Consider the following 23,746-nt stretch of genomic DNA (forward strand, 5'->3'; position numbering starts at 1 on the left):
CGGTCTGCCGGGGCCGGCGGGTCCGGTCGGCGGTCAGACGCGCTCGGCGGCGCGGTCGGCCAGCCAGGTGTCGTAGAGGCTCCGGGCCTCGATGGCGTCGGGCTCGCCCAGCGGCCGGGTCTGGTGGGTGATCTCCAGGTGTACGCCATTGGGGTCGAAGCAGTACACCGAGTACCAGAGCCCGTCGTGGTCGACCGGGCCGCGCACCTCCACGCCATGGTCGCGCAACTGCTGGGCGACGGCGGCCAGTTCCTCCTGCGAGGAGACGGAGAGGGCGAGGTGCTTGGCCCACCATTCGAGGCCGTCGTCCTTGGCCTGGTACTCGCCCGCGACATCGAAGAAGGCGATGCACTCTCCACCCGCGAGTTCATAGAAGACGTGCAGGAAGGGGTTCATGGACTCGCCGCTGCTGGTGATGGCGGCGTCCTGGCGGACCGCGCCGGCCAGGCGGGCGCCCAGGGCCTTCGTCCAGAAGGCGTGGGTCGCTGCCAGGTCGGTGGTCTGGTAGGCGATGTGGTTCATCGCAGCGGGTGTCACCATGGCGGATTCCTCTTCTCGTGGAGTGGTGCCGGAGGGCGTTGCGGTTCTCCTGCTCGCGGACGGTGCCGCCGGGGTCAGGCCGGCTGCGGCGGGCGCGGGGCCAGGGCGCCCAGCGCCTGGTCGTAGGGGCCGGGGGCGGCGGGGGCGATGCAGCGGTTCTCGATCACCCCGAGGCCGGGGATCTCGCTGCGCACCACATCGGCGGGGGCGAGGAACTTCTGCGGGGTGCGGAAGAAGCCGACGCCGGCGGGGGTGCCGGTGAAGACGAGGTCGCCGGGGCGCAGCGGGGTGACCGTCGAGAGGAAGGCGATCAGCTCGGGGACGTTGTGCACCATGTCCTTGGTGGTGCCGTCCTGGAGCAGCTCGCCGTTGACCCAGCAGCGCAGGTCGAGGGCGTCGCGGTCGGGCAGCTCGTCGGGGGTGGTGACCCAGGGCCCGATGGGGGCGAAGCCCCGGAAGGACTTGGCGAGCGACAGCTGGCCGCCCTGCTGGACGCCTCGGGCGCTCAGGTCCTGGCCGACGGTGAGACCGGCGATGTGGTCCCAGGCCCGGTCGGCGGGGACGCGGTCGGCGTGGCGGCCGATGACGAGGACGAGTTCGACCTCGTAGTCGACGCCCCCGAGGGGGATCTCCACGTCGTCGTACGGGCCGGTGATGCAGCTGGGGAACTTGGTGAAGGTCAGCGGCAGCGGGCGGGTCCCGGCCCGGCCGTTCTCCGCCAGGTGGTCGTGGAAGTTGAGGCCCACGCCGAAGACCTGCCCAGGGACGGGGACCGGGGCCTGGAGGCGCTTCGGGTCGAGCCGGTGCCATGGCAGGTCCGGTTCCCGGGCGGCCCAGGCGAGGAAGCCGGGCCAGTCGCCATAGACCAGGCCGGGGGTGGCGAAGCGCTGCGCGGAGGGCTCTGCCAGGCCCGCGTAGCGGTCGTCCCGGATCAGGACCGCCTCGCCGTCGATGCATCCCAGTCGCATGGGGGTCTCCTCACGTTCGCGGAGCCTGGGGGGAAGACGTGGTGGTCATTAGAGCCCGACAAGCCATGCTTGCGCAAGCAATTCTTTGTCATGCGTGCTCATGCATGTTACGGTCCTCGCGGAGGTGTCCCCCATGACACTGAGCGCCGCCATACACGACGCGGCAGTCGCCGTTCCTCCCTGGCGGGAGGGGACGGGGGCGGCCCGCGTCGCCGTACACGCACCGGACGAAGACAGCCTCACCCTGGCCTGGCAGGCCGGCCGGGCCCTGCTCGACCGCCATGCCCGCACCCGCATCGCCGCCCTGCTGCTCGCCACCACCACCGCCCCCGTCACCGACGGGGGCAATGCCTCGGTCCTGGCCGACGCGCTGCGCCTGGACACCGAGGGCCTGCTCGTCCAGGAGTACGGCGGCGGCCTGTCCGCCTCCGGCGCGGCCCTGGCGACCGCCGCCGCACTGGTCTCCTCCGGGGTCGCACCCGTGCTGGTGCTGCTCGCCGACACCCGGCGCCGCCACGGCGGCCGGGCCTTCGGTTCCGGCGCGGCGGCCCTGCTGGTGACCGCCGACGGCCCGGTCCGCCTGCACCTCATGGGGGCGGACGCGGACTCCACCCGCGAGGTGTACGCCCTCGGCGGCGGCACCGTCGACGCCGAACCCGGCTTCACCCGCTGGCTGGCCTCCCGCGCGGCGGCCGGAGCCGCCGAGCCCGGCATCCATACGGTCACCGTCCGGCCCGGCAGCCCCGGCCTTCCCGGCATCGGGCACCTGGGGTGTGCGGCGGCCTGGGCCGAGGCCGTCGCCCGGCTAAACCGGGACGGTAACGGGGGCGCGGACCCGGATCCCGCCTCGGAGACCCGGGTCCAGCTGGACATCGGCGGAGGCGCCCGGTACCGGCTCCGCCTCGATTTCGCCCCCGGCTACCGCCCCGACCCCGGCCCGCTCGGCCTCGCTGCCGCCGCCGACACCGACGCATGCGCCGCCGCCGCTCCACCGGGGCTCGCACCCATCGACGGGTTCGACCCCTTCACCTCGGTCGCCCAGGCATGGCGCGACCGCCGCGAGGAACTGCGGCTGACCGGCATGTGGTGCGCCGCCTGCGAGGCCCCCGAGTACCCGGCCGCGCCCGCCTGCCCCCGCCATGGCCCCGCCGCCGACCTGCGCCCGCACGAGATGGCCCGCACCGGTCGGGTGCTCAGCCGCACCAGCGACCATGTCTTCCCCGTCGGAGGCCCGCTGACCACGGCGGTGGTCCGGCTCGACAGCGGCGGCCGGTTCTACGGCCAGGTCGCCGCCGGGCACGACGCCGCCATCGGGGACGAGGTCGAGCTGGTGCTGCGCCGGATCGCCACCGCCCCCGGCGCCGCGCCCCGCTACTTCTGGAAGATCCTCCCGGTCACCGACGGAACAGGACGGTAACGATGCCACTGGCCCATGAGGTCGCCGTCGTCGGCACCGGGGTGACCCGGTTCGGAGTGCTGTACGACCGGTCGTATCTGAGCCTGCTGCACCAGGCCGCCACCGACGCCATCACCGACGCGGGCGTCGAGCCCGGGCGGATCGAGGCAGCCTGGCTCGGCACCGCCGAGCCGCTGCTGGGCGCCCTCGTCGGCGACTCCGGAGCCGCCGTCACCGAGGCGCTGGGGTTTGGGCCGAGACCGGTCACCCGGGTCAGCAACTTCTGCGCCACCGGGATGGAGGCCGTGCGCGGGGCGGCCCTGGCGGTCGCCGCCGGCGAGTACGAGGTCTGCCTGGCCGTCGGTGCGGAGAAGATGCGCGATGTGCCGCCGCGCGACTCGCTGGTGGCCAAGACCGTCGAGCAGTCCCATCCGGTGCTGGCGAAGGGCCGCACCGCCCCCGGCCAGTTCGCGCTGGTCGCCGCCCGCTATCTGGCCGAGTACGGATACGGACGGGAGGTGCTGGCCGAGGTCGCGGTGAAGAACCACGCGAACGCCGCGCGCAACCCCAAGGCCCACTTCCGGACGCCGATCCGGGCCGAGCAGGTACTGGCGGCACCCATGGTCGCCGACCCCCTGGGCCTGCTGGACTGCACCCCCACCACGGACGGCGCGGCTGCGGTCGTCATCGCCTCCCGCCGCTGGGCGGAGCGGCACGCCCGCCGCTATGCGCTCATCGAGGGCCTGGCCCTGGCCTCGTACGCGGGCTACTACCCGGCGCTGTTCCGCTCCGACAACGACTTCCTCGGCTTCCAGGCCACCCGGGACGCGGCAGCCCAGGTCTACCGGCAGGCCGGCATCACCGACCCGCGCTCCCAGCTCGACCTGGTCGAGTGCCATGACTGCTTCACCATCACCGAGATCGTCAACACCGAGGACCTCGGCCTCTTCCCCCCTGGCCGGGGCGCCGCCGAGCTGATGGCCGGAGCGACCCGGCCGGACGGCGACCTCCCCGTCAATGTCTCCGGCGGCCTCCAGTCCTGCGGGCACCCGGTCGGCGCGACCGGGGTGCGGATGGTCGCCGAGATCACCGACCAGGTGACCGGCCGGGCGGGGGACCGCCAGATCCCCGGCGCCCGTCGCGGTCTGGCCCACAACCTCGGCGGACCCGGCGCGGTCGCCGCGATCACCGTCCTGGGGGCGCCATGAGCAGCGATCAGCGGCACGCGGCGTACCACCGGCTCTCCCTGCGCGGGCACCGGCTGAGCGGCACCGCCCGCGCCCTGGAACTGCTCTGGACCGGCGACTTCATCGAGGCGGAGGAGGCGTTGCGGCTGGGCCTGGTCAGCCGGCTGTACGAGGACGACCTGCTCCTCGCGGAGACCCTGGCGTTCGCCCGCCGTCTGGCCGTCGGCCCCCGGTGGCGCTGGCCGCGATCAAACGCGCCGTCTACCAGGGCCTGCGCGCCAACGACCTGCGCACCAGCCTGGATCTGATCGCCTCCCACTTCGCGGTCGTCCAGTCCACCCAGGACTCCGCCGAGGCCCTGGCAGCGGCCAGGGAGGGCCGGGCGCCCTCCTTCGTCGGGTACTGACCCCCCACCCGCGCAGGTGTCCGGCCCTGCGGAGAAACCCAAGGAGGGATCGTGCGACGCACGGTTTTCGACCGTACCCATCAGGCGTTCCGGGAGATGGTGCGCACACTCTTCGCGCGTGAGGTCGTGCCCTACGCGGAGCGGTGGGAGGAGGACGGAGTCGTCCCCCGCACCCTCTATGACACGCTCGGCGCCGCCGGACTGCTGGGCATCCGGATCCCCGCCGAGTTCGGCGGCGGCGGTGAGCGCAGCTTCCGCTACAACGCGGTGATCACCGAGGAGATCGCCGCCGGAAGCGTCTTCCTCGGCACCGTCAATCTGCATATGAACGTGGTGATTCCCTACTTTCTGCACCACGCGACCGCCGAGCAGCAGGCCCGCTGGCTTCCGGGCCTGGCCTCCGGCGCGACCATGGGCGCCATCGCCATGACCGAGCCGGGCAGCGGCTCCGACCTGGCGGGGCTCTCCACCACCGCCGTACGCGACGGCGACCACTATCTGCTCAACGGCGCCAAGACGTTCATCACCGGCGGCACCCACGCCGGGCTGGTGATCGTGGTGGCCCGCACGGCCCGGACCGAGAACCGGCGCGACGGCCTGACCCTGCTGGTGGTCGAGGACGGGATGACCGGGTTCACCCGGGGCCGCCCACTGCGCAAGCTGGGCCTGCATGCCCAGGACACCACCGAGCTGTCCTTCGCCGATGTGCGGGTCCCGGTCTCCCATGTGCTCGGCGAGGAGGGCAGGGCCTTTGGCTACCTGGGGTCGAATCTGCCGCAGGAGCGCCTGTCGATCGCCGTGGGCTCACAGGCCATGAGCGAGGCCATGATCGCCGAGACCGTGCAGTATGTGACCGCCCGCACGGTGTTCGGCACCAGCCTGGCGTCCTTTCAGAACACCAAGTTCACCCTGGCCGCCCTCGCGGCTCAGGTGGAGGCCGGACGGCAACTGGTCGACCGGGCGATCGAGGAGTTCGACGCCGGCACGCTCGACCCGGCGGACGCGGCCAAGGCCAAGCTGTACACCACCGAGCTCCAGGGCCAGGTCGCCGACCAGTGCCTCCAACTGCACGGCGGCTACGGCTATATGCGCGAATACCCCATCGCCCGCCGCTATGCGGACGCCCGGGTCTCCCGCATCTACGGCGGGTCCAGCGAAATCATGAAGTCCATCATCGCCAAGTCCCTCGGACTGTGACGGGCACGGAGACGACGATGCCGCAGACGACGATGACGCACCTCCCCGACGGGTACGACGGCCCGCTGACCGCCGTCCTCGCCGGTTCGGCCCGCCGCTACGGCAGGCGCACGGCGCTGCGCCACGAGGGCGAGGAGGTCTCCTTCGCCGACCTCTACGGCCGGGCCTGCGCGGTCGCCCGGACGCTGCGGGAGCACGGGATCCGGCGCGGCGAGGTCGTCGCGGTGCACCTGGGCAACGGCCCGGCGTACCCGATCGCCTACTACGGCATCCTGCTGGCCGGGGCCACGGCGACCCCGCTGAGCCCGATGCTCACGGACGCCGAGGCGAGGCGTCAGCTGGTGGACTCCCGAGCCGTCGCGGTGATCGCGGAGTCCGGCGCCGACGGGCGGGCCACCCGGGCGGCGGCCGACCTGCTGACCGGGACCGGGGTCCGCCTGGTCCTGGTACGCGGGGGCGCCCCCAAGTGCGCACCCGAGGCCGCGGCCGACTCCGCCGGCTGGGTACCGCTGCCCGAGGACACCGCCGAAGCGCCGCCCGACGGCGGGCCGACCGGCGACGACGTCGCGCACCTGGTGTACACCGGCGGCACCACCGGCACCCCCAAGGGGGTCCGCGTGCTGCACCGCAACCTCACCGCCCAGACCCTCCAGTACGCCTGCTGGCGCACCGGCGCGCGGCCCGTCGCCGACGGCCACGGCGGGATCGTCCTGGAACCGGTCGGCGAGCCCGGGGACTTTCTGCTGCACCCCGGCGATCTGCGGGTCCTCACCGCCGCTCCGCTCTTCCACGCGATGGGCCTGGTCGGGCTGAGCCAGCACCTGGCCTCGGGGGCGACGCTGACCACCATGCGGCGTTTCGACCGGGAGGCGTTCCTGGACCACGTCGAGAGGTACCGCATCCAGCACATCCTGGGCGCCCCCGCCATGTACGCCATGCTGATGGAGAGTCCGACCCTGGCCACCCGCGACCTCACCTCGGTGCGGGCCCTGGGGTGCGGTTCGGCACCGCTGCCGGGCGCCGTGGTGGCACGCCTGGAGGCGGCGTTCCCCCGCGCGAGGGTGTGCCAGTCCTACGGCATGACCGAGGCGACCCTGGTCGTCACCGCCACCCCCTACACCGCCGCCACCCCCGGCAAGCCGGAGAGCTGCGGCGTCCCGCTGCCGGGCACGCAGGTGGAAATCCGCTCTCCCCAGGACGGCCGCACGGTCCTCCCACCCGGGGAGCGCGGCGAGGTCTGGGTGCACGGCCCGCAGATCGCGGACGGCTATCTGGGCCGCCCGCGCGAGAGCGCCGAGGCGTTCGTCGGCGGCTGGCTGCGCACCGGCGACCTCGGCCACCGGGACGGCGACGGCGACCTCTACATCACCGGCCGGCTGAAGGACATGCTCATCTACAAGGGGTACAACGTCTACCCCCGCGAGCTGGAGGAGCTGCTGCTGAGCCATCCCCAGGTCGCCTCCGCCGCCGTCGTCGGCCGCCCGGACCCGACCTCCGGCGAACTGCCGGTCGCCTTTGTCGTCCTGCGTCGGCCCGAGGACCCGGACGGGGTGCGCTCCTGGGTCAACGGCCAGGTGTCCCCGGTCAAGCGGCTGCACGAGGTGCATGCGGTGGACCGACTGCCGCTGTCCCGGGTCGGCAAGGTCCTCAAGACGGAGCTGCTGGCCCGGCTGCCCGCGCCGCCGGACACCTCGGCGCGGATCGTGGTCCGCGACGAGGACGCGGTGCGGACCCTGGTCCTGTCGCGCCCCGGCCGGCTGAACGCCCTGGACGACACCGGCCGCGCCCGGCTGCTGACGGCCCTGCGCGAGGCCATGGACGAGCCTGCGGTGCGGGTGGTGGTGCTGACCGGCGAGGGCGCCGACTTCAGCGCCGGCGGGGACCTGGCCGCGATGACCACCGACCCGGAGGTCGCCCGGCCCCGGCTGGAGGCCGTGGCCGAGCTGATCCGCACGATCACCCAGGGCCGCAAACCGGTGATCGCCGCCGTGGAGGGCCGCGCCTACGGCCTGGGCCTGGGCCTGGCGGCCGCCTGCGACCAGGTCGTGGCCGCCGGGGACAGCGCCTTCTGCTGCCCGTTCGCCCGGGTCGGCCTGACGGCGGACGGCGGGTTGCACACCACCCTCGCCGCCCGGGTCGGCCTCGGCCGGGCCAAGGCCATGCTGCTCTTCGGCGAGGTGGTGGACGGCGAGAGCGCCCTGGGCTGGGGCCTGGTCGACCGGCTGTGCGCGCCGGGGACGGCCCTGGAGGAGGCGCTGCGCCGGGCGCGTGCGCTGCTCACCTCGGCGCCCCTGTCGCTGGCCGCCACCAAGCAGATCCTCGCGGGCGGCGTACCCGACCTGGACACCTGCCTGAGCCGGGAGGCCGAGGCCCAGGCCCGCCTGGTCGCCTCCGAGGACTTCGGCGAAGGGGTGCGTGCCTTCCTCGGCAAGCGCAGCCCCGAGTTCCACGGCCGCTGACCCGGCCGCCCCGGCCCGTACCGGGTCCTGTCCCCATGCAGCCACACCCACTGGAGAGTCCCCATGCCCGATGACACCCGAGCAGCCGACATCGGCGCCGCCGCCTCCTCGGTGAGCCCATGGACGGCCTACCGGGCCGGCCTGGCCGACGGCCGCCTGCTCTACCAGCGCTGCACCGCGTGCACCCGGGCGCAGTTCTACCCGAGGGTGCTCTGCGCGCACTGCGGGGGCACCGCGCTGAGCTGGCAGCAGAGCGCCGGCGCGGGGGTGGTGCATGCCACCTCCTCGGTCCCCGAGCGGGATGCGGCCCCCCGCAATGTCGCCCTGGTCGACCTGGACGAGGGGTTCCGCATGATGAGCCGGGTGACCGGTGCGCCCTCCGAGTCCGTCCGGATCGGCGCGGCGGTGCGGGCCCGCATCGTGGACGAGGACGGCGAACCGGTGGTCGTCTTCGAGCTGCGGAGCGCGGCGTGAGCGCGGGGCTGCGGGGCCGCACGGCGGTGGTGGGTGTCGCCGAGTCCGACCTGGGGGAGGTCGGCCCCGGGCTGACCCCGCTGGACCTGGCGGCCCAGGCCGCCCATGCCGCGCTCGCCGAGGCGGGGCTGACCATGCGTGAGGTGGACGGCCTCTTCACCGCGTCGTCCGACTATCCGGCGGCGGCGCTGGACACCGCCGAGTACCTGGGCGTCCGCCCCCGGTATCTGGACGGGTCGGTGGTGGGCGGCAGTTCCTTTGTGTCGCATCTGCTGCACGCGGCGGGCGCGATCGAGGCGGGCCTCTGCGAGGTGGCGCTGATCACCTATGGCAGCACCCAGCGTTCGGCGGCGGGCAGGCTGGTGGCCCGTACCCGGCTGAACCCGTACGAGGCCCCGTACCGCCCGCGCTTTCCGGTGACCATGTATGCGCTGGCCGCCTCGCGGCATATGCATGAGTTCGGCACGACGCGCGAGCAGCTCGCGGATGTCGCGGTGGCCGCCCGGCAGTGGGCGCGGCTCAACCCGAAGGCGTTTCTGCGCGGGCCGCTGACCCGTGCGGACGTCCTCTCGTCCCGGCCGGTCAGCTCGCCGCTGACGGTGCGCGACTGCTGCCTGGTGACCGACGGCGGCGGGGCGGTCGTGCTGACGAGTGCCGAGCGGGCGCGTGACCTGCCGCAGCGGCCTGCCTATCTGCTGGGCGTGGGCGAGGCGACGACCCATCAGACGATCAGCCAGATGCCGGACCTGACGACGACGGCCGCCGCGCTCTCGGGCCCGCGGGCCTTCGCGGCGGCGGGGCTGACCCCGGCGGAGGTGGATGTGGTCCAGTTGTACGACGCCTTCACGATCAACACCGTGCTGCTCCTCGAAGACCTGGGTTTCTGTGCCAAGGGCGAGGGCGGGGCGTTTGTCGCGGACGGGCGGATCGCGCCCGGTGGGGCGCTGCCGGTCAACACCAGCGGCGGCGGACTGTCGTACTGCCACCCCGGCATGTTCGGGATCTTCCTGATCATCGAGGCCGTGCGGCAGATCCGGGGAGAGTGCGGCGACCGCCAGCAGCCCGGTGTGGAGGTCGCGCTGGCCCATGGCAACGGCGGGGTGCTCTCCAGCCAGGTGACGGCACTCTTCGGTTCCGAGGCGACGCTCTCCGCATAGGCCCGTCTCAGGACAACACAGCAAGCCAGCTCACCAGTGGAGAGGACAGAGGTGGACGGTATGGGTCTGCTCAAAGGACGGGCTGCGGTCGTCACCGGCGCCGCACAGGGCATCGGCCGGGAGACCGCCCGGGTGTTCGCCCAGCAGGGTGCGCATGTCGTGGTCAGCGATGTGGATACGGCCCGGGCCGCCGAGACCGTGGCGGAGATCACCGCCGAGGGCGGCTCGGCGGTGGCCGTACGGTGCGATGTGACCTCCGAGGAGGAGGTGCGGGCGGTGGTGGCCCGCTGCGTCGCGGAGTTCGGCAGCCTCGATGTGATGGTCAACAACGCGGGCATCACCCGTGACGCCACGCTGCGCACGATGACCCTGGAGGACTACCAGCTCGTCATGGACGTCCATCTGCGGGGCGCCTGGCTGGGCACCAGGGAGGCGGCAGCGGTGATGCGCGGCCAGGGCGGCGGGTCGATCGTCAACCTCTCCTCGCTCTCCGCGAAGGTCGGCAACACCGGTCAGACCAACTACGCGGCTGCCAAGGCGGGCATCGTCGGCCTCAGCAAGTCGGCGGCGAAGGAGCTGGGGCACCGGGGCGTGCGGGTCAACGCCGTGCAGCCGGGTCTGATCCGTACGCCGATGACGGCTGCGATGCGCCAGGACATCTTCGAGGCGCGGGAGAAGGACATCCCGTTGCAGCGCGCGGGGGATCCGCGTGAGGTGGCCAATGTCATCCTCTTCCTCGCCTCCGACCTGTCCAGCTACATCACCGGCGGCGTCCTTGAGGTCACCGGCGGGCGGCTGATGTGACCGGCGCGTCCACCACCCCTCGCCAGAAGGGCCCCGTGAGCCGTCCCACCATGCTGCCGCCGGGCTCGTTCGAGGGGCGGGTCGCGGTGATCACCGGCGGCAGTTCGGGCATCGGGGAGACGATCGCCCGCCATCTGGCGGCCCTGGGGGCGACCGTGGTGCTGCTGGGCCGCCGCCCCGACGCGCTGCGGGAGGTCGTGGCGTCGATCCGGGAGGCGGGCGGCAGCGCCGCCGGATTCGCCGCCGACGTCCGGGACCGGGAGCGGGTGGAGGCGGTCCTGGCCGAGGTGGTCGACCGGTACGGCCGTATCGACCACCTGGTCAACAACGCGGCGGGCAACTTCCGGGTCGCCCCGGAGGAGATGTCGCCGAACGCCTGGAACGCGGTCGTACGGATCGTCCTGGACGGCTCCTGGCACTGCACGCAGACCGTGGGGCGGCATCTCATCGCCCGGGGCGGCGGTGGCTCGGTGGTCTCCATCGGCACCACACCGGCGCTCTTCGGCGACCCGGACACCGCGCACTCGGCCAGCGCCAAGGCGGGGGTGCTGGCGATGACCAAGTCGCTGGCCATCGCCTGGGGGCGGCACGGTATCCGGCTCAATGTGGTCACCCCCGGGCTGACCGACGACACCGGGGCGGTGTCGCAGCTGTTCGCCGCCGAGGGCGCCTATGCGGCCAATCTGGAGAAGATCCCGGTGGGGCGGCACGCGAACCGCGACGAGATAGCCGAGGCGGTGACCTATCTGCTCAGCGACCACGCCGGATATGTCACCGGGCAGAACCTGGTCATCGACGGCGGGCGCAGCCTCGGCATCGGGTGACCCGGGGGCAGCGCCGCCGCGCGGACCGCCCCGGCGGTCGGCCCGGCGGCGCTGCCTGACGCCCGCCAGCTGAGGTCAGCTGAGGTCAGCTGGGCACATTGGTGTGGTCGGAGACCCCGGTGATGGCATGGGCGTGGGCGGCCTGGCGTACGCGGTCGGGGCGGCCGGAGGCGATGGCGTCGATGATCTCGGTGTGCACCACCAGCCGGCGGCGCAGGTAGTCGCGCAGGCCGTCGGTGGGAACGACCGCGTCGACGTGGCGTTCGAGGGTCAGCAGCAGGCTCTCGTAGACCTGGCGCAGAAAGGTGTTGCGGCAGATCGACGCCAGGCGGTGGTGCAGCGACCAGTCGGCGAGGTAGAAGGCCTTGCCGTCCCCGAGGTGGCGGGCCATCTCGGCGAGGATGCCCTCGCAGTCCACGATGTCCTGCTGGGTGCGGTACTGGGCGGCCTCGATCAGGACCAGGGGTTCCAGCGCGTCCCGGACGTGGATGGCGTCGGCGACGGTGACGGCACCGGAGCCGAGGGAGAGCAGCGATTCGCCGAACTGGAGGATGCCGCCCTGGGAGCCGCCCTCCGCCGCGGCGCCGGAGGGGGAGGGCCTGCGCTCCTCGACGGCAGTGGCGGCGGTAGCGGCGGCGTCGCCGGTACCGGTGGTGGTCGGCGCGGACGGCAGGAGGAGGTCCTCGGTGAGCGTGCTCAGCTCCTCGCGCACCCGCTCCTCGAAGGTGGAGCGGTGCCGGCCGACCAGATCGCGGCCGGCCTCGGTGACCTGGAGCAGCGCGGCCCTGGCGTCCGCCTGCGAGGTGACGCGCCGCAGCAGCCCGGCCCGCTCCAGGCGGGTGACCAGTCGGCTGGCGCCGGACTGGCTGAGGCCCACCGCCTCCTGGACCTGGCGCTGGGGGAGCTCCCCATGGGGGGCCCGGGTGAGCAGTTCCAGAGCCTCGAAGTCGGAGCTGGAGCCGATGCCGAACGAGCGCAGGGCGGGCTCAAGGCCCTCGTTGGCGATGCGTAGCCGCCGACCGAGCTCGCGCCAGGCGTACATCGCGTCGATACCGGTCATCGCTGCCTCTCGTCGGCTCCATGGTCCCCTAGGGTGCGCAGAACCATGATATTCCATGCTTGCGGTGGCATCTGCACTGTGATTTCATGCATGCTCATGCAACTGGCTGGTTTCGGGCCGTACGCGGGCCCTGCCTGGTACCCGAAGGGGGTGACGTGAACACAATCGACTCCCGCCCGGTGTCCGTGTGTCTCACTTTCGACCACATGGGCGGCGGCCAAGAGGTCGGCCAGGGTCGGCGCAGCCACCCCGACCCCGACCGCCAGGACCTGGCGGTCGCCTTCCCCCGGATCCTCGAACTGCTGGACCTCCGAGGGGTACCGGCCACCTTCTACATCGAGGGCTGGAGCGCGCTGCACCACCCCGACGCGCTCGACGCACTGCTGACGCGCGGCCATGACCTCGGACTGCACGGCTGGGTGCATGAGCGCTGGGCCCGGCTGCCCCGCGAGGAGCGGCGCCGCATCCTGCACGACGGCACCGCCGCGCTGCGCCTCGCGGGCTGCGCCCGGCCCGGGTTCCGCGCCCCCGGCGGCCTGCTGGCCCCCGGCGACCTGGAGCTGTTCGCCGAGGTGGGGATCACCGAGGACAGCTCGATCCTGCCCGCAGGAGTGGGCGCGGCCCACGCTCCGACCGTGCACCCGGGCGGGGTGGTCAATGTGCCGTTCGGCTGGCCCGCCGTCGACTACTGGCAGTACGTGCTCAACGAGGAGTCGCCCGCCACCCCCGACACGCTGGTGGAGCGCTGGCTGGGCCTGCTGGACCAGGCCCGCGAGCGGCCCGACCGGCTGCTGGTGCTTGTCGCCCACCCCGGAGCCAGCGGGCTGGAGGACGACCGGTTCGAGGCGCTGCGCCGGGTCGTGGAGACCCTGTCCGCCGCCCCCGACGTGGAGTTCGTCACCGTGGCCACCGCCGCCGCCCGGGCGCGGGCCGCAGTCGGTGCCGCCGAGCCGGAGCCATGGCAGCCGCCGGCCGGCCCCCCGTGGGTGGCCTCGCGTGACCTGCCCGCCCCGCCGCCGCCCGTCGGCGCCGACGCCGAGGCATGGGTGCCCTATCTGCACGCACGCGGTCTGACCCCGGCGGGACCGGAGCGCGCAGCGCTCTGCGGCGGCGTCTCGGCCGATGTGGTGCGGGTCGGCGATCTGGTCGTCAAGCGCCCCAAGCGCAAGCTCGATGTGCCGTTCGACTGGCAGGCGGGCACCGGCAGAATCCTGGCGGAGGCCGCCGCCCTGCGGATGGCCGGCCCGCTGGCACCGGCGCCGCTCCATGTGGACGAGCGCCACCACGTCCTCGTACAGCCGTATGTGCACGGCCGCCCGTGGAAACAGGAACTGCTCCAGGGCCGAGTCGACCCCGAGGTCGTGCGCCGGGTCGCGGAGGTGCTGCCGGCCGTGCGCGCCATGCCCGTGCGCGGTCTGGACGGGCATGAGCGCTTCCACCGGCTGCGGCTGATGCCGTACTTCCTGGCCACGGCGCAGGCCGAGCCCCGGCTGCGCCCGGCGATGACCGAGATCGTGGACCGGCTCTCCGCCGTCCGCACCCATCTGGTGCACGGCGACCTGTCGCCGAAGAACATCCTCGTCGGGCGGACCGGCGCCGAGGCGGCCGAGGCAGCCGAGACGGCCGAAGCGGCTGAGCCGGACCGGGTGGGAGCGGCCGGTGCGGTCACCGTCACGGTCCTGGACTGGGAGGTCGTCCACGTCGGCGACCCCACCTTCGACCAGGCGTTCCTGCTGAGCCATCTGCTGGCCAAGGCCAGTCACCTCCCTGAGCTGAGCGAGCAGCTGAGGGCGGCAGCCGCCACGGTGCGCCGCAGCTGCCCGGAGACCGACGACGCCTGGCTGGCCCGGCTGCTGGGCGCACTGCTGCTGGCGCGGGTGTACGGGCGGTCCCAGCTGGAGTACCTCGATGCGCGCTCCCGCGAGCGGGTCGCGCGGCAAGGCCGTGCATTGCTGACCGAGAGTGAGGAGCTGCCGTGGTGAACGCCGTGGTGAACAAGGAATGGCCGGATCCCAAGGGTGCCGACCACTATGCGGTGATGGGCGTGCGCGCCTGGGAGGCACTGGACTCCCGGGCACACCCGACCGTGGGGTGCGTGCTCTCCCTGGAGGGCGGCTTCGAGGGCCGCGCCCTGGTCCCGACCGGCGCGTCGATCGGCCGGTTCGAGGTGTCCGACCTGCGCGACGGCGGCACCCGGTACGCCGGACTCGGCGTGCGCGACGCGGTGGAGCGGATCGAGAAGACCGTCGCCGCCGACCTGGTGGGGCTGCCGGTCGGCGAGGTGGACGCCCGCCTGGACGGCCCCTCCAATGTCACCCTGGCCGTCTCGCTGGCCGCCGCCCGGGCCGCCGCCGCCGCATCCGGCCTGCCGCTGTGGCACTACCTGAGCCGGGGCGGCGAGTACTCGCTGCCCTGCCCCATGGTCAATGTCTTCTCCGGCGGGCGGCACGCCGAGGGCGGCGTACGCATCCAGGACTTCCTGGCCGTCCCACTGGCGGCCAAGACCTTCGCCGAGGCGATGGAGGTGGTGTGGCGGGTACGCCGGCAGGCGGCCCGGCTGACCGAGGAGCGCCATGGCACGCTGATGTCCCGCCTGGTCGCGGACGAAGGCGGGCTGGCCGTGCTCGCCGGCGACGACGCGGAGCCGCTGGAACTGCTCGCCCGGGCCATCGAGGACGTCGGCGAACCGGTCGGGGTGGCCATCGACGTGGCCGCGACCCAGATCGAGCACCCCGAGGAGTTCCTGGGCACCCTCGAAGGCTGGTGCGCGCGCTACCCCATCGTCTCGATCGAGGACCCGCTGGGCGACGACGACTGGGACGGCTGGGCGGACGCCACCCGCCGGTTCGGCCATCTGCAACTGGTCGGCGACGACCTCTTCGCCACCTCCGCACAGCGCCTGGAGAAGGCCGTCGGCCTCGGCGTCGCCAACACCGTACTGGTCAAGCCCAACCAGGTCGGCACGCTCGGCCGGGCCGCGCAGACCATGGCGGCCGCGCGCCGGCACGGCTACGCCACCGTCGTCTCGGCCCGCTCCGGGGACACCGAGGACGATGTGATCGCCGACCTGGCCGTCGGCTGGAACGCCGGACAGATCAAGATCGGCTCCATCATGCGCTCCGAGCGCCTGGCCAAGTACAACCGGCTGCTCCAGATCGAGGCGCTGGACGGCGTCCCCTACCGGGGGTGGCAGCGGTGACCCCCGCTCCCGCCCGCCGCCGGGTGCTGGTCACCGATGTGGTCTGGCCGGACCTCTCGGTGGAGCGGTCGGTGCTCGAACCGGCCGGCTTCGATGTCGCACTCGCCCCCGCCGCCGATGAGCAGACGCTGGTCGCGGGCGCGGCCGACGCCGACGCCATCCTGGTCTGCTTCGCCGCCGTGACCGAGCAGGTGATCCGCACCTCGCCACGGCTGCGGGTGGTGGCCCGCCTGGGCACCGGCCTGGACAACATCGACACGGCCGTCTGCGCGGACCTCGGCATCGCGGTCACCCGGGTCCCCGACTACTGCGTGGACGAGGTCGCCACCCACTCCCTCGCGCTGGCGCTGGCACTCTGGCGCAGACTCCCGCAGTACGACGCCCAGCTGCGCGCGGGGGAGTGGGGCACCCGCCCCCGGACACTGCCGCTGCGGCGGCTGGCCGGCGCACGGGTGGCGGTGCTCGGCCGAGGCCGCATCGGCCGCGAGGTCGGCCGCCGCTGGGTCGCCCTGGGCCTGGACGTCACCGACGACGTCCGGAACGCCGACATCGTCTCCCTCCACCTGCCGCTGACCGAGCAGACCCGAGGCAGCATCGACGCCGCGACCCTGGCGACGCTGCGCCCCGGCGCCGTCCTCGTCAACACCGGGCGCGGGCCCGTCCTCGACCTTGACGCGGTCCTCGCCGCCCTTGACTCCGGGCAGCTCTCCGGCGCGGCCATGGACGTCTTCGACGCCGAACCCCTCGCCGCCGACAGCGTGCTGCGCGGACGGGACGACGTCATCCTCACCCCGCACATCGCGTTCTACTCCGAGGAGGCGCTGGTGGAGCTTCGACGCCGGGCGGCCCAGAGCGTCGTGGACCACTTCGCGGCCGCCGGGAGACCGCAGTGACCGGCCCCGAGCAGGCCCCGGTACGCGTCCCGGACGCGCTGACCCCGCTCTTCGCGCACCATCCGCAGCTGCTGCCGCTGCTGCGGGACGCCCGGGTGGGCCTCCAGTCGCTCTCCGGGCTCACCCCCGAGCGGGTCGAACTGGTCACCCTCGCCGCGCTGCTCGCCATCGGTGCGCCGCCGGAGTCGTTCCACGTCCATGTCACCCGGGCCCGCGAGCTGGGCCTGCCGGAGAGCGAGGTGTGGGGCGTCTTGGAGGCACTCGCCGTGATCGTCGGCATCCCCCGGCTGGTCAACGCCGTACCCCCGGTCGCCGCCGCCCTCGCCGCCGTCCGCACCGAAGGGAAGTCGGATGACCGACCGTGACGAGCTGCTGCGCCGTCAGATCGCCTACAACCTGCGCAGCCCCTTCTACCGCCGCCGATTCGCCGAACTCGGCATCGACCCCGAACGGGTCCGCACCCTCGCCGACCTCGACGAGCTGCCGATCTTCCTCACACCACCGGTCCACCGGGAACTCCAGGACCGCTCCCTCGCCGAGGACGGCCACCCCTTCGGGGACTTCCTCTGCGCTGACGTAGGTGACGTCGTCTCGGTCAGCTCGACCTCCGGAACCACCGGCACCCCGATCCTGTACGCCTCCACCAAGGCCGACGCGGCCCTCACCAACGAGACCTGGGAACGCGCCTTCCGCTTCATCGGCATGCGCCCCGGCGACGGCGCGGTGGTCGGCTTCGGCCTGTCGATGTACCTGGCCGGCGTGCCGCTCGTCCGTGCCCTGGAGGCGGCCGGTATGCGCACGGCCGCGGTCGGCGCCGAATCCGGCACGGTCAAGCTGCTGCGCCTGATCGCCATCATGCGGCCGCGCGTCCTGGCCTGTACGCCCAGCTATGCGGAGCACCTGATCGAGCGGGCGCCCGAGGTCCTCGGCCGCTCGGCGGCGGACCTCGGCATCGAGATCCTGCTCTGCGCGGGCGAGCCCGGCGCCGGCCTGCCCTCGGTGCGGAGCAAGCTCTCCGAGGGCTGGGGCGGGGCCGCCGTCCACGACATCCTCGGCGGCGTGCACGGCGTCATCAACGTCTCCTGCGACGCCGACGACTACCAGGGCATGCATGTGCTCGCGGCCGACCACTGCGTCACCACGCAACTGGTCGACCCCGCCACCAAGGCCCGCGTGCGGCTCGCCGACGGCGCCGTCGGCGAGCGCGTGAAGACGGCGCTGCGCTGGGAGGCGGCGCCGCCGTTCCGCTACTCGGTCGGGGACATGTACCAGGTCTTCACCGAGACCTGCGCCTGCGGACGGCCCGGCGAACGCATCCGGGTGATCGGGCGGGTGGACGACCTGCTGATCGTCAAGGGCGTCAAGGTCTACCCGAGCGCCGTCAAGGACATCGCCGCCTCATTCGTCCCGGACCTCAGCGGCGAACTGCGCATCGTCCTGGACCAGCCGCCGCCCCGGGTCGTCCCGCCGCTCCGCGTCACCGTCGAGGCCGGTCCGGACACCCCGCAGGCCCGGCACGGCGAACTGGCCTCCCGCTTCGCCGCCGCCATGCACCAGCGGCTCAGCATCCGCCCGCAGGTCACCGTGGTCGCCGCCGGCAGCCTCTCCCGCACCTCCCACAAGACCCAGCTGCTGGAGGTGGCAGCCCCGGCCTGACCGGGTCGCCCACGGTGGGGCCCGCCACCCGGCCCGGTGGCGGGCCCCCCGACCCTCAGGCCGTCTGTCCCCGCTGGCCATCGCCACATCGAAGCCGACCACCGAGTTCGGCCTCCCGGGCATCCGGACGGACGTGACCCGGACGCTCCATGTCGCGCCGGTCGAGCGTGATGATGCCGATCACCGCTCCTTCGAGGTCGATCACCAAAAGGCCAGGGCGCCGCCCGGGCACCTCGGGCACCGCACGTTCGAACTTCGCGCATGAAGAACCGGGAGATCCTCCGCGACCGCCGGTTGAAGGGCGACGGCGTCCACCACGCCACGCTCGGCATCGCCCGACTCCACAACCTCGCGCGCACCGGCCGATGACCCATACGGGACATCCTTTGGGCGTGCCGTCTCATGAGGTTGGTTCCACGCCCGCGACCACCGCAGGCCGCGGGATCGACGATGAAGCCGGCCACGCAACGTCGTCAATCGCGAGCCACGGCGCGACGGCCACGGCCGTGGGCGTAAGCCCGGTGAACGCCTTGACCTCACGGTGGAGGTGGGACTGGTCGACGTAGCCGCTCTCGCCGGCAACGCCGGCGGCGGCGCGACCCGCCGCGAGAAGGTGGGCCGCATGGTCGAACCGCACCAGATTGGTGCCCCGGTCGACATCACGTGACCAGCCCAGGCGTCAGGGGATCACGGGCGGGATGTCAACGCCCGTTGCCGTGAAGCCCAGCAGCAGCCTCCCGGCCGTCTCAGGCTCTTCGAGCATGGGTAGGTGCCCAACGCCGGGCAGCAGCTCAACCCGCGCGTTCGGCACCGCGTCGTACTGGTGCGCCGACGAGGGCTCCCAGCGGGGGTCGGCGGCGCCGAAGATCACCAGTACGGGGACCTTGAGGGCGGCCAGACGCTCGGGCACGCTCCGCTCGGTGATGTACGCGGTGTTCTGGCGCAGCACCGCCCTGAACGAGGAGTACGTGATGCTCCGTATGTCGGCGACCACGTCGTCCGGTACGTCCACCGGGCGAGCGCACGTCACGCTGATCGCCCTGCGGATCGTCGCATCCGAACGCCTCGCCCAGAGGAGCCGGCCGAGGGGCGGGGCCAACAGGACACGAAGGAGGACCGGCTGCGGAAGGAATGCGCTGAGACTCGGGCCGCTGCTGATCAGCGCGAGCGACCTCACCAGGTCGGGGCGCTGTTCGGCAAGAGCGGTGGCGACATAGCCGCCGCTGGAGTGCCCGACCGTGGCGACGGAACGAAGGCCGAGGTCGTCGAGCAGCGCCGCTACCCGGGCCGCCTGCACGGGTACGTCATATGACGCCGCGGGCGGGGACTGGCCACAGCCCGGGAGGTCGACCCGGATGACGTGATGGCGACCGGCGAGTGCCGGGACCATCGGCCCCCAGCAGCTGCCCGAGGCCCCCGATCCGTGGATGAGCAACAGGGGCGGCGCCTGCCTAGGGCCGTCGTGGACCACATGCATCCCATGCGAGAGCTCAACGCTGTGTTCACTCATACAGGGCATGGTGCAGGGGCTGCCGACTGTCGGTCTTGTACATATGTCGTCGTGGAGTCGACGATGCCGAGTTCCTGAACCACTACGACCGCGCCTGCCCGCACGCCGCCCCGGGCGGTGAATCGCCGATCAGCCGGACCCCCGGCAGCGACTACCGCATCACCTTCGATCAGCCGGTGGACCCATGGCGACCGGCTCCAGTCGACTGTCTGGGAGACACCCGTGGCGGTGGCGAGCTGGATGGGCCGTGCGGCCGCTCGGCGAGATCGGGGTCCGCTTCAGCTGAGGCCGAGGTTGGGGGCCAGGGGGTGGAGGGGGGTTTGTAGAGGTAGGCGATGCCGCCGGAGCCGGTGCGGGTCTGGCCGGCGGCGTCGTGGCGGCGGGTGCGGAGCCAGATGGTCTCGAACTGGTGGCGGCGGTAGATGCGGCGGACGGCCGAGTCGGTGGGGGAGGCGGGGTCGTTGGCGATGACGTCGCCGGAGGCGGTGAAGCCGATGACGGCCATCAGGTGGCCGGCGGTGCCGTAGCCGGCGCCGTCCAGTTCGTCGGCGAGGAACGACTGGGAGGTGATGACCGGGATGCCCGCCCGGATCAGCCGCTCCGCGTCGCCGAGCGAGCGCAGCCGGGTGACCAGGGCGTCCAGGCCGTAGGAGGCGGCATAGGCGGCGTTGAAGGGCCAGTTGCCGCAGCCCGCGTACTGGCTGTCATAGGTGGAGCGGGCGGCGTGGCAGACGGTGGGGTCGGCGTAGGAGGGGTCGACCCAGGCCAGGGCGGCGGGGGAGGGGCGGTGGCCCCAGTACTCGATGGCCATCTGCGAGGAGGCGGGGCTGCACCATGCCTCACCGCCGCTGTCGTACTGCGGGTACTGCCCCTTGTGGATCTCCTGCGAGTAGCGGGGGACGGGCAGTTCGACCCCCCGGCCCTCGCCGGGGGTGCTGGCGGGGACGGTGAAGCGGTCGGGCAGGGCGGAGGCCATCACGCCGATCCGCCGCACCCGAGGGGTGGCGGTCGAGCCCGGCCGACGGCGCAGGGTGACCCGGACGCGGTGGGCGACCAGGCGCACCCCGGCGGCGGGGTCGCTGATGGAGACGGTGTCGGTGGAGACGGCGCTGTGCGCGTCCCCCTGCCCGTCGACGGAGGTACGGCGGAGGTCGCCGTCGCCGCTCGCCCAACGCCCCATCACATACCAGGGGGTGGTGCCGCCGGTGCTGTAGCGGCCTTGCAGCTCGACCTCGATCCAGGTGCCGGGCGGGGTCTCGGCGTTCCAGGAGGCGACCAGTTCGGTGGCGCCGAAGCCGGGGCGGTACCCCGGGGAGGTCCAGGTGGCGTACTCCCAGTCGGCCGTGGTGCCGGTGTGCGGATCGGTGTACGCGGCGGTGCCGAGCGGCCGGTCCACGGCGATCCCGGCCGGTCCGCCGAGGCGGCCGGGCTCCACCCGTACGCCGGCGGCGGTGCCGGTCTGCCAGTCGGATGCGCGGGTCCAGGCGTGGTAGTCCACGGGTGCAGTCTCCGCCCTCCGCCCGGGTCGGGGTGCTGCGGCACGCGCGGGCCGGGCGGCGGAGGCGGCGGAGGCGGCGGAGGTGGCGACGGCTGCGACGAGCGCGCCGGCGAGGGCGGCGCGGCGGGTGGGCGGGGCCTGCTCCATGGGCGCTCCAGGAGTCGACGGGTGCAGGACAGGGCATCACTCTCCCCGCCCCGCGCCCCGCGTACCAGCGCGCACGCCGGTGTGTCCGCCACCCGCGCGCACACTCCAGGCCGACGGACCGTCAGCGCGGTGCGGTGCCTCGGGCTGGGTGGGCGTACCGACCCGAGCGCAGCTCCGGCCGACGGACCGTCAGTGTGCGGGCACCTCGGGGTGGCGGGGTGACACCCGTACGGCCCAGGGGGATTCTCCATCGGGCGTACGGGCGTGGTGAGCTGAGCCGGTGACGGACGCGCCGACCCGGCCGTCCCCCGATCCACCGCCAGGAGCGCCGATGACCTCCGCCACCGCGCGGCGCCGCAGGCTGCGCACCCTGCGGGCGGTCGTGGCCGCCGCGTCCCTGCTGCCCGCCGTCCCCGTACCCGCGCACGCGGAGCGGCCTGCCACCCGGCAGGACGCCTACCGCGCCGCCGCCGAACGGTACGGCGTCCCCGAGAGTGTGCTGCTGGGCGTCTCCTACCTGGAGTCCCGCTGGGATGTCCACGCGGGGCGCCCCAGCACCGACGCCGGGTACGGGCCCATGCACCTCACCGACGCGCCCACCGCCCTCGCCGGGCTGCCACCGCAGAGCGGCGACGGCGAGGGCGATCCGCGCGGCGACGACGCCCGACCCCGTACGGCCCCCGCCCCCGCCGAAGCCGTCGCTCCCGCCGAACCCGCCGCCCTGCCCGCCCGGCTGCGCACCCTGGAGCGGGCCGCCCGGCTCACCGGTCTGGAGCCCCGGGCGCTGCGCACCGACCCGGCCGCCAATATCGCCGGCGGCGCCGCCCTCCTCGCCGACCTGCACCGCGACCCGCACCAGGCCGCCGGGGCGAGCACCGACCCGGCTGACTGGTACGGCGCCGTCGCCCGCTACTCCGGCGCCGACGACCCGGCGGCCGGACGCCGCTTCGCCGACGAGGTCTTCGGCCTGCTGCGTACCGGAGCCCGCCGCACCACCGACGACGGCCAGCCGGTCGCCCTGCCCGCCATCCGCGCCGCCGCCCCCGGCCCCGACGACGCCCCCGACCCGCGCACCGACTGCCCCGCCGACCTGGACTGCCTCTGGCTGCCCGCCCCCTACCAGCGGCTGCCACCCGACCAGCCCGACCGCCCCGACCAGCCCGACCCCGAGCACCACGGCAACCACGACCTCGCCGACCGGCCCGCCACCCAGCCGATCGACACCATCGTCATCCACGACACCGAAGGCAGCTGGGACACCTCCCTCAAGCTGGTCCAGGACCCGGCCTACCTGGGCTGGCACTACACCATCCGCTCCGCCGACGGCCAGGTCGCCCAGCACCTGCCGGTCAAGGACATCGGCTGGCACGCCGGGAACTGGGACATCAACGCCCGTTCCATCGGCATCGAGCACGAGGGCTTCCTGGCCACCGGGGGCACCTGGTACACCGAGGCGATGTACCGCAGCTCGGCCCGGCTGGTGCGCCACCTCGCGGACGAGTACGGCATCCCGCTGGACCGCCAGCACATCCTCGGCCATGACAACGTGCCCGGCCCCACCGCCGCCGCCGTGGCCGGGATGCACCTCGACCCCGGCCCGTACTGGGACTGGGCGCACTACTTCGCGCTGATGGGGCGGCCGTTCCGGGCCACCGCCGACGAGTACGGCGGCCTGGTCACCATCCTCACCGACCACTACGCCCACCGGCCCGCCTACACCGGCTGCACCGGGCCCGGTGAGCCCTGCCCGCCGCAGGGTTCCGCCGACGTCTCCCTGCACATCCGGCCCAGCGAGGACTCCCCGCTGGTCACCGACATCGGCCGCGGCCCCGACCCGGCCACCGACGATGTGCAGGACATGGGCGCCCGCGCCTCCACCGGCCAGCGCTACGCCGTCGCCGACCGGCAGGGCGACTGGACGGCCATCTGGTACCTCGGCGGGAAGGCATGGTTCCGCGACCCGGCCGACCACCCCACGGCGGTCCGGGCCGAGGGCGTGGTGGCCACCCCACGGGCCGGCCGCACCGACATCCCCGTGTACGGCCGTGCCTACCCGGAGGCGGACGCCTACCCGCCGGGCGTCCCGGTGCAGGCGGTGGCGCCGCTGGCGTACCGCATGTCGGCCGGTCAGCGGTACGCGGTCGGCGGCACGGAACCGGCCCGGTACGCCTGGTGCGCCGACTACGACCCGGCCGGGCACCGGGTGGTGACGGGACGGACCGTCTACTACCGGATCCAGTTCGGCCACCGGATCGCCTTCGTCAAGGCCGACGACGTCGACCTGGTGCCCTCCCGTGTGCCACCCGGCCGGGGAGCGGCACGGGGAGCGTCTCCGGCTCCGAGGGCCGCTTCGCGCATGATGGGATGACAC

The 23,746-nt window shown here is 73.5% G+C and carries 20 protein-coding genes and 3 pseudogenes; 16 read left to right on the forward strand and 7 right to left on the reverse strand.

Annotation, left to right across the window (positions count from 1 at the left end; genetic code table 11):
* Nucleotides 1–33 precede the first annotated feature (33 nt).
* Complete coding sequence (locus C7M71_RS26840) at nucleotides 34–540, reverse strand: VOC family protein (protein ID WP_111489859.1); 507 nt, start codon at nucleotides 538–540, stop codon at nucleotides 34–36.
* Between the two features lie 74 nt (nucleotides 541–614).
* Nucleotides 615–1,508 (reverse strand): fumarylacetoacetate hydrolase family protein, encoded by an 894-nt coding sequence (locus C7M71_RS26845; protein WP_111489858.1) that lies wholly within the window; start codon nucleotides 1,506–1,508, stop codon nucleotides 615–617.
* Between the two features lie 133 nt (nucleotides 1,509–1,641).
* On the opposite strand from C7M71_RS26845, the gene C7M71_RS30835 reads away from it, so the two are divergent.
* The 9 genes from C7M71_RS30835 (at nucleotide 1,642) to C7M71_RS26880 (ending at nucleotide 11,412) form a co-directional block, all read left to right on the forward strand.
* Complete coding sequence (locus C7M71_RS30835; RefSeq protein ID WP_162824403.1) at nucleotides 1,642–2,925, forward strand: hypothetical protein; 1,284 nt, start codon at nucleotides 1,642–1,644, stop codon at nucleotides 2,923–2,925.
* Between the two features lie 2 nt (nucleotides 2,926–2,927).
* Nucleotides 2,928–4,112 carry an acetyl-CoA acetyltransferase gene (locus C7M71_RS26850; protein WP_162824404.1) on the forward strand — a complete coding sequence of 395 codons (1,185 nt, stop codon included), beginning with the start codon at nucleotides 2,928–2,930 and terminating at the stop codon, nucleotides 4,110–4,112.
* Complete coding sequence (locus C7M71_RS30840; protein ID WP_162824405.1) at nucleotides 4,109–4,399, forward strand: hypothetical protein; 291 nt, start codon at nucleotides 4,109–4,111, stop codon at nucleotides 4,397–4,399. The genes C7M71_RS26850 and C7M71_RS30840 overlap by 4 nt, the downstream gene beginning before the upstream one ends.
* A 149-nt stretch (nucleotides 4,400–4,548) precedes the next feature.
* The gene (locus tag C7M71_RS26855) at nucleotides 4,549–5,694 is read left to right on the forward strand and encodes an acyl-CoA dehydrogenase family protein (RefSeq protein ID WP_111489856.1); all 1,146 of its coding nucleotides are present in this window, start codon (nucleotides 4,549–4,551) and stop codon (nucleotides 5,692–5,694) included.
* A gap of 17 nt (nucleotides 5,695–5,711) precedes the next feature.
* Complete coding sequence (locus C7M71_RS26860) at nucleotides 5,712–8,153, forward strand: AMP-binding protein (protein ID WP_111489855.1); 2,442 nt, start codon at nucleotides 5,712–5,714, stop codon at nucleotides 8,151–8,153.
* A gap of 63 nt (nucleotides 8,154–8,216) precedes the next feature.
* On the forward strand, nucleotides 8,217–8,627 hold the full coding sequence (locus tag C7M71_RS26865; RefSeq protein WP_111489854.1) for a Zn-ribbon domain-containing OB-fold protein: 411 nt from the start codon (nucleotides 8,217–8,219) through the stop codon (nucleotides 8,625–8,627).
* On the forward strand, nucleotides 8,624–9,784 hold the full coding sequence (locus C7M71_RS26870) for an acetyl-CoA acetyltransferase (RefSeq protein ID WP_111489853.1): 1,161 nt from the start codon (nucleotides 8,624–8,626) through the stop codon (nucleotides 9,782–9,784). The genes C7M71_RS26865 and C7M71_RS26870 overlap by 4 nt, the downstream gene beginning before the upstream one ends.
* 60 nt (nucleotides 9,785–9,844) lie before the next feature.
* The gene (gene fabG / locus C7M71_RS26875) at nucleotides 9,845–10,588 is read left to right on the forward strand and encodes a 3-oxoacyl-ACP reductase FabG (RefSeq protein WP_111489852.1); all 744 of its coding nucleotides are present in this window, start codon (nucleotides 9,845–9,847) and stop codon (nucleotides 10,586–10,588) included.
* 35 nt (nucleotides 10,589–10,623) lie between these two features.
* The gene (locus C7M71_RS26880; RefSeq protein ID WP_229758936.1) at nucleotides 10,624–11,412 is read left to right on the forward strand and encodes an SDR family oxidoreductase; all 789 of its coding nucleotides are present in this window, start codon (nucleotides 10,624–10,626) and stop codon (nucleotides 11,410–11,412) included.
* An 85-nt stretch (nucleotides 11,413–11,497) separates the two neighbouring features.
* Here C7M71_RS26880 and C7M71_RS26885 read toward each other — a convergent pair whose 3' ends face one another.
* Entirely contained in the window at nucleotides 11,498–12,472 is a 975-nt protein-coding gene (locus C7M71_RS26885; protein WP_111489851.1) for an FCD domain-containing protein, read from the reverse strand.
* Nucleotides 12,473–12,558: 86 nt separating this feature from the next.
* Here C7M71_RS26885 and C7M71_RS26890 point away from each other — a divergent pair, with 86 nt between their 5' ends.
* The 5 genes from C7M71_RS26890 to C7M71_RS26910 are packed head-to-tail and all read left to right on the forward strand — an operon-like array spanning nucleotide 12,559 to nucleotide 18,220.
* Nucleotides 12,559–14,454, forward strand: a complete 1,896-nt coding sequence (locus tag C7M71_RS26890; RefSeq protein ID WP_111489850.1) for a polysaccharide deacetylase family protein — start codon at nucleotides 12,559–12,561, stop codon at nucleotides 14,452–14,454.
* Nucleotides 14,448–15,671 (forward strand): phosphopyruvate hydratase, encoded by a 1,224-nt coding sequence (gene eno, locus C7M71_RS26895; RefSeq protein WP_229758937.1) that lies wholly within the window; start codon nucleotides 14,448–14,450, stop codon nucleotides 15,669–15,671. Before C7M71_RS26890 ends, eno begins: the two co-directional genes overlap by 7 nt.
* Nucleotides 15,668–16,564 carry a C-terminal binding protein gene (locus C7M71_RS26900; RefSeq protein WP_162824409.1) on the forward strand — a complete coding sequence of 299 codons (897 nt, stop codon included), beginning with the start codon at nucleotides 15,668–15,670 and terminating at the stop codon, nucleotides 16,562–16,564. Before eno ends, C7M71_RS26900 begins: the two co-directional genes overlap by 4 nt.
* Nucleotides 16,561–16,929, forward strand: coding sequence for a carboxymuconolactone decarboxylase family protein (locus C7M71_RS26905; protein WP_111489849.1), 369 nt, complete (start codon nucleotides 16,561–16,563; stop codon nucleotides 16,927–16,929). Before C7M71_RS26900 ends, C7M71_RS26905 begins: the two co-directional genes overlap by 4 nt.
* The gene (locus C7M71_RS26910) at nucleotides 16,916–18,220 is read left to right on the forward strand and encodes a phenylacetate--CoA ligase family protein (protein WP_111489848.1); all 1,305 of its coding nucleotides are present in this window, start codon (nucleotides 16,916–16,918) and stop codon (nucleotides 18,218–18,220) included. The genes C7M71_RS26905 and C7M71_RS26910 overlap by 14 nt, the downstream gene beginning before the upstream one ends.
* Nucleotides 18,221–18,320: 100 nt before the next feature.
* On the opposite strand, the pseudogene C7M71_RS26915 reads toward C7M71_RS26910, so the two are convergent.
* Nucleotides 18,321–18,476 (reverse strand): annotated as a pseudogene (locus C7M71_RS26915) (GNAT family N-acetyltransferase); the annotation flags it as partial.
* Here C7M71_RS26915 and C7M71_RS26920 point away from each other — a divergent pair.
* A pseudogene (locus C7M71_RS26920) lies at nucleotides 18,455–18,589 on the forward strand (IS5/IS1182 family transposase); the annotation flags it as partial. The pseudogenes C7M71_RS26915 and C7M71_RS26920 sit on opposite strands and share 22 nt — an antisense overlap.
* A 31-nt stretch (nucleotides 18,590–18,620) precedes the next feature.
* Here the strand turns inward: C7M71_RS26920 and C7M71_RS26925 are convergent.
* The 3 genes and pseudogenes from C7M71_RS26925 to C7M71_RS26935 all read right to left on the reverse strand — a co-directional run.
* Nucleotides 18,621–18,872: pseudogene (locus tag C7M71_RS26925) on the reverse strand (helix-turn-helix domain-containing protein); the annotation flags it as partial.
* Between the two features lie 27 nt (nucleotides 18,873–18,899).
* Nucleotides 18,900–19,697: an alpha/beta fold hydrolase gene (locus tag C7M71_RS26930; protein ID WP_111489847.1), complete on the reverse strand. Its 798-nt coding sequence runs from the start codon at nucleotides 19,695–19,697 to the stop codon at nucleotides 18,900–18,902.
* Nucleotides 19,698–19,899: 202 nt separating this feature from the next.
* On the reverse strand, nucleotides 19,900–21,375 hold the full coding sequence (locus C7M71_RS26935) for a C39 family peptidase (RefSeq protein ID WP_114914598.1): 1,476 nt from the start codon (nucleotides 21,373–21,375) through the stop codon (nucleotides 19,900–19,902).
* A gap of 331 nt (nucleotides 21,376–21,706) precedes the next feature.
* Here C7M71_RS26935 and C7M71_RS26940 point away from each other — a divergent pair, with 331 nt between their 5' ends.
* Nucleotides 21,707–23,743 (forward strand): N-acetylmuramoyl-L-alanine amidase, encoded by a 2,037-nt coding sequence (locus tag C7M71_RS26940; protein ID WP_114914599.1) that lies wholly within the window; start codon nucleotides 21,707–21,709, stop codon nucleotides 23,741–23,743.
* Nucleotides 23,744–23,746 lie beyond the last annotated feature (3 nt).

The sequence above is a fragment of the Peterkaempfera bronchialis genome (genome assembly GCF_003258605.2).
Taxonomy (GTDB): domain Bacteria; phylum Actinomycetota; class Actinomycetes; order Streptomycetales; family Streptomycetaceae; genus Peterkaempfera; species Peterkaempfera bronchialis.